We start from the raw sequence: 1,767 nt of genomic DNA on the forward strand, positions 1-1,767 counted from the left end.
TTTCTGTTGCAGCCGCGCTGGCCTTGAAGCGGAAACTGTCGTTTCCAGTTTCCAGGATATGGCATCGGTGGGTCAGGCGATCGAGTAGCGCCGTCGTCATTTTGGCATCACCAAAGACGGACGCCCACTCGCTGAAGCTGAGGTTGGTGGTGATGACGACGCTGGTGCGCTCATAAAGCTTGCTCAGCAGGTGGAAGAGCAGCGCCCCGCCTGAGGCACTGAACGGCAGGTATCCGAGCTCATCGAGGATCAACAGATCCTGGCGAACCAGTGTCTCAGCGATCTGACCTGCCTTTCCTCTGGCCTTTTCCTGCTCGAGTGCATTGACCAACTCAATGGTCGAGAAGAAGCGGACCTTTCGACGGTAATGTTCGATCGCCTGGACGCCAAGGGCGGTCGCGACGTGTGATTTACCCGTGCCCGGCCCGCCGACAAGTACGATGTTCTGTGCCCCGTCCATGAACTCGCATCGGTGCAGTTGTCGCACGGTTGCTTCGTTGATCTCGCTGGCTGCGAAGTCGAAGCCGGAAAGATCCTTGTAGGCGGGAAAGCGCGCGGCTTTCATGTGATAAGCGATGGAGCGAACCTCACGCTCGGCCATTTCGGCTTTCAGCAACTGGGACAGGATTGGCACGGCCGCGTCGAACGCGGGAGCGCCTTGCTCGATCAGGTCCGTGACCGCTTGGGCCATCCCGTGCATCTTCAGACTTCGCAGCATGATGACAACGGCAGCACTTGCGGGATCATGACGCATGGCGACCTCCCACGATACGGACGCGCAGCCCATCATAGCGCTCGACATTCGCCTCAGGCTCGCACACCAGGGCCAATTCTGGCGGCGTATCGATGTTTGGTCCATCGGTCGTCTTGCCGTCGATCAGCATGTGAAGGAGATTCAGCACATGGGTTTTGGTTGCCACGCCTTGGTCCAGAGCCAATTCCACGGCCCTGACGACGACCTGTTCGTCGTGATGAAGGACGAGCGCGAGGATATCGACCATCTCGCGATCGCCGCCGGAGCGGCGAAGCATCTGGTCTTGCAAGCGCCGAAAGGCCAGCGGCAACTCCATGAAGGGCGCACCATTACGCAAGGCACCGGGCTTGCGCTGGATAACTGCAAGGTAATGCCGCCAGTCGTAAATCGTCCTCGGTGGCTTGTCGTGGCTGCGTTCTATGATCCGCGCATGTTCGCACAGGATATTGCCTTCAGCTGCAACGACCAGTCGCTCGGGATAAACCCGCAGGCTGACGGGCCGGTTCGCAAAAGATGCCGGTACACTGTAACGGTTCCGTTCAAAGGTGATCAGGCATGTCGGCGAGACGCGCTTGCTCTGCTCGACGAAGCCATCAAAAGCGGTAGGCAATGCCATCAATGCTGCCCGCTCATCAGCCCAGACATCGGCGATCGTACCGGGCAAATTGCCATGCGGGATCTCCCGCCACAGGTCCTGGCAATGCTGTTCCAACCACACGTTCAGCGTTGCCAGATCCGGAAATTCCGGCATCTGTTGCCACAGCCGCGGACGAGAATCCTGCACATTCTTCTCGACCTGTCCCTTCTCCCAACCGGCGGCGGGATTGCAGAACTCGGGCGCAAAGACGTAGTGGTTCGTCATCGCCAGGAAGCGGATATTCACCTGCCGCTCCTTGCCGCGCCCGACCCGATCAACCGCCGTCTTCATGTTGTCGTAAATGCCGCGACCAGGTACGCCGCCAAACACCCGGAAGCCGTGCCAATGGGCATCGAAGAGCATCTCGTGTGTCTGG

At 59.3% G+C, this 1,767-nt stretch carries 2 protein-coding genes; both read right to left on the reverse strand.

The features are described 5' to 3' along the window. Window positions 1–754 (reverse strand): IS21-like element helper ATPase IstB (istB, locus tag VBH83_RS19250; protein WP_396999084.1); only part of this gene is annotated, 754 nt, incomplete at its 3' end. Beyond that, a partial coding sequence (gene istA, locus VBH83_RS19255) for an IS21 family transposase (RefSeq protein WP_396999085.1) occupies window positions 744–1,767 on the reverse strand: 1,024 nt, incomplete at its 5' end. The genes istA and istB, both read right to left, overlap by 11 nt.

Source organism: Ochrobactrum sp. S1502_03 (assembly GCF_044435015.1).
GTDB classification, from domain to species: domain Bacteria; phylum Pseudomonadota; class Alphaproteobacteria; order Rhizobiales; family Rhizobiaceae; genus Brucella; species Brucella chromiisoli.